The sequence below is a fragment of the Glutamicibacter sp. AGC46 genome (genome assembly GCF_053543715.1).
This window is the reverse complement of sequence record NZ_JBLVOJ010000024.1, coordinates 292,221-298,271: the sequence shown is the minus strand read 5'-3', so window position 1 is coordinate 298,271 and position 6,051 is coordinate 292,221. Positions and strand designations below refer to the sequence as shown.

The 6,051-nt window shown below is 62.2% G+C and carries 5 protein-coding genes; 4 read left to right on the top strand and 1 reads right to left on the bottom strand.

The annotated features are described in order from the left end of the window. Nucleotides 1-87: 87 nt before the first annotated feature. Nucleotides 88-999 carry a LysR family transcriptional regulator gene (locus ACNPM8_RS13450; RefSeq protein WP_105657174.1) on the bottom strand — a complete coding sequence of 304 codons (912 nt, stop codon included), beginning with the start codon at nucleotides 997-999 and terminating at the stop codon, nucleotides 88-90. Nucleotides 1,000-1,134: 135 nt separating this feature from the next. Here ACNPM8_RS13450 and tdh point away from each other — a divergent pair, with 135 nt between their 5' ends. From tdh to ACNPM8_RS13430, 4 genes are all read left to right on the top strand, one after another. Next, nucleotides 1,135-2,187 (top strand): L-threonine 3-dehydrogenase, encoded by a 1,053-nt coding sequence (gene tdh, locus ACNPM8_RS13445; protein ID WP_448940004.1) that lies wholly within the window; start codon nucleotides 1,135-1,137, stop codon nucleotides 2,185-2,187. Between the two features lie 31 nt (nucleotides 2,188-2,218). Further along, the gene (locus ACNPM8_RS13440; protein WP_448937497.1) at nucleotides 2,219-3,418 is read left to right on the top strand and encodes a glycine C-acetyltransferase; all 1,200 of its coding nucleotides are present in this window, start codon (nucleotides 2,219-2,221) and stop codon (nucleotides 3,416-3,418) included. A gap of 71 nt (nucleotides 3,419-3,489) precedes the next feature. Further along, nucleotides 3,490-4,506, top strand: coding sequence for a LacI family DNA-binding transcriptional regulator (locus ACNPM8_RS13435; protein ID WP_448940003.1), 1,017 nt, complete (start codon nucleotides 3,490-3,492; stop codon nucleotides 4,504-4,506). 134 nt (nucleotides 4,507-4,640) lie between these two features. Beyond that, a complete protein-coding gene (locus ACNPM8_RS13430; protein WP_448940002.1) occupies nucleotides 4,641-5,999 on the top strand; it encodes an ABC transporter substrate-binding protein in 1,359 nt (452 codons plus the stop codon). The last annotated feature ends 52 nt before the right edge of the window (nucleotides 6,000-6,051 follow it).

The window sequence follows — 6,051 nt, the reverse complement described above, 5'->3', positions numbered from 1 at the left end:
TTGAGGGGGCCGCCTTGCTGTTCGGAGCTGTCCGGGAAAGTGGTAAAGCCTCCCAAGAAATGGCCTCCAACGCGAACTAACCCGGCGCTAGAGATTTTCGGCCACCAACTTCCGCGCCGTCTCTCTGAGGGCATCGATAACTCGAATAACTGTCGGTCTGTGAAGGTGTTCGGCGCGTACCAGGATGTCGATTTGTCGACCGGATTCCAAGCCTGAAACTGGTCGTAAAGTCACATCCTTGCCCAGCATGGACCGCGAAGTGAAGCGAGGCAAAATTCCCAAGCAATGACTGGCTCGTACCAGTGCGGCTGCCGTGCCGTAGTCGTTGACCCGATGCTCAATTCGAGGAGCCGACCCCGACAACGCGGCGATGGTATCGAGCACATCAGCCGGCGAGAATCCTGGGCGGGAGACCACCCAAGGCTCTTCGATAACTTGAGCTGGCGAGAGACTTTCAAACCGTGCCAGTGGATGATCTTGATGCACAGCAATATCTAGGGGTTCGAAGGCCAATGGGATTACGGAAACTCTGTCGGCAGGCCAGGCCTCGGTATGCGGCATTCGGTGAGCGAGGACCAGATCATATGTAGAAGTTAGGGCCGGAAAATCTTGTTGTGAAACGTCTTCATCAAAGAAACGCAAGGGCGGCAGGTCATCATCACCGGAATTCAGTAACGGCGCGAAGATCGTTTGGCCAATGGAATGAAATCCAGCGATGAGTACCGGTTGGGCAAAGTTGCCTTCATAGTTCCTGATCTTGGAGTCTGCCTCGGCGAGAGTTGAAGCAACCTGGGCGCTGGCTTGTGCCAAGATCCTTCCTTGGCTGGTGAGTACTAGCCGCCGTCCCTCTTTCTGTGTCAGTGGCACAGGGAAATTGCGCTGCAGTTGGGCCAAATGCTGCGAGACCGCCGAGGGCGAGACAAAAAGGGCCTTCGCCACGGCGTTGACGCTGCCCAAATCCGCGAGTTCACGCAGAATCCTCAACTGATGCAATTCCATGAAGTAAATTCTAAATCGTTGGATCAGTAAATCAGTGATCTTCTAAGGTGTTGTACCGTGCTGTCGGGTGCGACACTTGAAGCGACCCCATGTCTGTGTTGCGCGCACCCAGGTGCCCAATCCAAAGGAACCCGCATGAAAGCACTGTACAAGTCCGGCCCGCACGCGGGGCTGGAACTCGTTGATCGCCCAGAACCAGAGACCGGCGCCCACGAGGTCAAGATCCGCGTCATGACCGCCGGAATCTGCGGCACCGACCTGCACATCGAAGCCTACGACGATGCAGCCAAGGCCATGATCAACACCCCGCTGGTTCCGGGCCACGAGTTCTACGGCGAGGTCGTGGAAATCGGCGACTTCGTGCACGGGGTTAAGGTCGGCGACCGCGTCTCGGGTGAAGGCCACGTAGTGTGCGGCCTGTGCCGCAACTGCCGCGCGGGCCGCAAGCAGATGTGCATCAACGTCGATTCGGTAGGCGTGCAGCGCGACGGCGCATTCGCCGAATACGTGGTGATCCCCGAAAGCAACGTCTACATCCACCGCGATGAGCGCATCACCCCGTTGCTCGGCGCCATCTTCGACCCATTCGGCAATGCCGTGCACACCGCACTGCAGTTCCCGATGGTGGGCGAGGACGTGCTGATCACCGGCGCCGGACCCATCGGCCTGATGGCCGCGGCAGTGGCCCGCCATGTAGGTGCCCGCAACATCGCCATCACCGATGTCTCCGAGCAGCGCCTGGAATTGGCCCAGTCCATGGGCATCGACCTGGCCGTGAATGTCGCGACCACCCGCATCAAGGAAGCGCAGCAGAAGCTGGGCATGGTCGAAGGCTTCGACTACGGCATGGAAATGTCCGGGCACAAGACCGCCCTGCCGGAAATGATCGAGAACATGAACCATGGCGGCAAGATCGCCATGCTCGGCCTGCCCAGCACCTCGATCGACATCAACTGGGGCAAGGTTGTCACCCACATGCTGACCCTGCGCGGCATCTACGGCCGCGAAATGTTCGAGACCTGGTACGCCATGAGCGCCATGCTCACCTCCTCGGAGGTGATGCGCGAGCGCATCGCTTCGGTGGTTACCGACTTCCTGCCGGCCACCGAATGGCAGCAGGGCTTCGAAGCTGCTCGCAGCGGGCACGGCGGCAAGGTCGTGCTCGACTGGACCGTTTTCTCAGGCTAAGAATTTCCCGCATCAACAAGGAGCATTTGCAATGTACACGGATCTCAAAGACCAGCTTGCCGCCGAATTGGACGAGCTGAAGTCCTCCGGCCTGTTCAAGGCAGAACGCCACATCGACTCGGCCCAGTCCGCCTCCATCATGGCCGGCTCGCTGGGCGACGATGCGCGGAAGGTGCTGAATTTCTGCGCCAACAACTACCTGGGCCTGGCCGATAACCAGCAGATCATCGACGCGGCCAAGACCGCCATGGATGAGCGCGGCTTCGGCATGGCCTCGGTCCGCTTCATCTGCGGCACCCAGGACCTGCACCTGGAACTGGAAGCCAAGCTCTCTAAATTCCTGGGCACCGAGGACACCATCTTGTTCTCCAGCTGCTTCGATGCCAACGGCGGCGTGTTCGAATCGCTGTTCGGCAAGGAAGACGCCATCATCTCCGATGCGCTGAACCACGCCTCGATCATCGATGGCATCCGCTTGTCCAAGGCCGCGCGCTTCCGCTACGCCAACCAGGACATGGCCGACCTGGAAACCCAGCTGCAGGCTGCCGCGCAGCTCAGCGGCGGGGCGGGCGCCCGCCGCACCATCATCGTCACCGATGGCGTCTTTTCCATGGACGGATACCTGGCTCCCTTGGAGGCCATCTGCGATCTGGCTGACAAGTACAACGCGCTGGTCATGGTCGATGACTCCCACGCCGTGGGCTTCATGGGCGCCACCGGGGCCGGCACCCCGGAGCATGCAGGAGTCTCAGACCGCGTGGACATCTACACCGGCACCTTCGGCAAGGCATTGGGCGGCGCCTCGGGCGGCTACGTGTCCGGCCGCGGCGAGATTGTCGCGATGCTGCGCCAGAAGGCCCGCCCGTACCTGTTCTCCAACTCGCTGGCTCCATCGATCGTGGCTGCCACGTTGAAGGCGCTGGACCTGGTGGTGGACTCCGGGGACCTGCGCGAGAAGCTCTTCGAGAACGCTGCGCACTTCCGCCGCCGCATGACCGAAGAGGGCTTCGAATTACTCGACGGCGAGCACGCCATCATTCCGGTGATGTTCGGAGACGCGGTCAAGGCCGCAGAGGTCGCAGGCAAGATGCTGGAGCAGGGCGTCTTCGTGACGGCCTTCAGCTTCCCGGTAGTGCCCAAGGGGGCCGCGCGCATCCGCGTCCAGCTTTCTGCCGCGCATTCGGCTGAGGATATCGAGGCCTGCGTGCAGGCATTCGTCGCCAGCCGCTGACCCAGGGGGGATTGCCCGCCGCCGTGTTTCAATAGGGATGACGAGTTGGAATAACCAAAGGCGGTGGGCCCATGGCTACCAGGAACGACGTGGCGCGCTTGGCCGGCGTATCTCCTAGTACCGTGTCCTACGTGATCAGCGGCCGGCGCACCATTTCCGAGGCGACCAAGGCCAGGGTCCTGGCGGCCATGCGGGAGTTGAACTACACCCCGGATGCCTTTGCCCAAGGCCTGGCCGGATCGCGCCGGGGCATCCTTGCCCTGCACTTTCCCACCAGCCTGGACGGCTATTCTTCCACCGAGTTCGAGTACGTCACCGCCGCCATGGAGCGTGCCCGCGCGCTGGGCTACCACATGCTGTTGTGGTCCAACCCGATGACCGATGCCATGGGATTGGAAAGCCTGGTCGGGCAGAAGCTGGTGGCCGGGGTGCTCTTGATGGAAGTGTCGATCAATGACCCGCGCTTTGATGTCCTGCGGCGCGCGGGCATTGCCTTTGCCTCCATTGGCCGTCCCGATGACAGCGCGGACCTGTCCTATGTCGATAATGATTTTGCCCAGGCCGGGCGCATCGCGGTGAACTATTTGGCGAGCCTCGGCCACCAATCCATCATGTACATCAACGTATCGGTGGAAGACCAGGAAGCCGGCAACGGCCCGGCCATCCGCACGGCCCGGGCCATCTGCGATGCCGTGCGCGATCGGGGCATGGCGATGCAGGAAGTGCCGGTGGAAAACAACGCCCGCGGCGGCCGCGCGGCGCTGGAGGCCTACCTGGAACTGCACCCGCGACCCACTGCGGTGCTGGCGCTCAAGGAGTTCGCCACCGCGGGATTTGTCAACGCCGCTGGCCTGGCTGCGTTGCGGATCCCCGATGACCTCTCGGTGATCGCCCTGGGGGTCGGGGACCGCTCGGCCGAGATGGTTGCCCCGGCGCTGACCACGGTAGCCCCGCCGGGGGAGGCCATTTCCCATGCCGCGGTGGACGCCCTGGTGCAGCAGATCGAGGGGCGCTCCCAGGCGCCGGTGCAGCAACTGGTCGCGCCGCTGATGGTGGTCCGGGACAGCTCGGGCCCGGCACCGCGATGACCTGCCCGCGCCATTTTCTCCACGGTGTTCACCCATAACTGTTGACGCGCGTCGATGACCTGCGTCACTATTGAGGGGATCACTCGTGCCAGGCCGCCTCATCCGGCAGGGCATTACCCAACGTGGAGGGCATCATGACTAAAGCAAAATGCGGGCAGAAGTTCGCGCCGGTTATCTCGGTGGCAGCAATCGGCCTGCTCCTGGCCGGTTGCTCGGGCGGAGCAGACCCCAATGACCCCAACGCCTCCGGCGGCGGCGAAGCCCAAGTGGGCCAAGCCGACGGAGTCGTCGATATCTACGGTCCGGTCACCGGCATTGAAGCCGAACTGCTGGAAGAATCCTGGGCCAAGTGGTCCGAGGAGAACGGCATCAAGATCCGCTACACCGGCGACAAGAACTTCGAATCCCAAATCGGAATCAAGGTCCAGGGCGGCGACACCCCGGACCTGGCCGTCTTCCCGCAACCCGGCTTGCTGCAGGCCACCGTGGCCCAGGGCAAGGTGCAGCAACTTCCCGAGGCAGTCCAGTCCCAGCTGCAGAGCAACTGGTCCGAGGACTGGCAGAACTACGGCAAGGTCGATGGGGTGCAGTACGGGGTGCCGCTGATGGCCAGCGTGAAAGGCTACATCTGGTACTCGCCCAAGCAGTTCGAGCAGTGGGGCTTGAGCGTCCCGGAAACCTGGGATGAAATGACCACCCTGGGCACCGAAATCTCGAAGCAGACCAATGAACCGGCCTGGTGTGCCGGATTCGCCTCGGGCGAGGCATCGGGATGGCCGGGCACCGACTGGATTGAAGACGCGGTCCTGCGCCAGTCCGGAACCGAAGCCTACGACAAGTGGGTTTCGGGCGATCTGGAATTCACTTCGCCAGAAATCACCAGCGCCTTCGATTCCGTTGGAAAGATCCTGCTGGACCCGGAGCAAGTCAACGCCGGATATGGCGACGTGAAGTCGATCAACGCCACCGCCTTCGGCGATGTTGGCACGGCCGTGGCCAAGGGAACCTGCCCGCTGACCCACCAGGCATCCTTCCTGGAAGGATACGTCCTGGATTCCAAGAACGCCGATGGCGAGAAAGCTACCGTGGCGCCTGACGGGGATGTCTGGGCTTTCGTTGCCCCGCCAGCCAAAGCCGATGACCCCGTATCTGTTGTAGGCGGCGGTGAATTCGTTGCCGCCTTCTCCAATGATGAGGATACCGCCAAGGTCCAGGAATACCTGGCCAGCGCGGATTGGGCCAATAGCCGCGTTGGACTCGGCGGCGTGATCTCGGCGAACTCCGGGCTTGATCCGAAGAACGCCAGCAGCGACCTGCTGCGTTCCGCTGTTGAATTGCTGCAGGATCCGAACACCACTTTCCGCTTCGACGGGTCTGATCTGATGCCCAAGAGCGTCGGCTCCGACTCCTTCTGGAAGGGCCTGGTGGACTGGATCGATGGCAAGCCGACCAAGGAAGTGCTTGAAAATATCCAGTCCGGCTATGACTCCTAGTCGCCATCTGGTACATCGCCAACGGCCGGGAGTCCCGGCCGGTGGGGGGGTT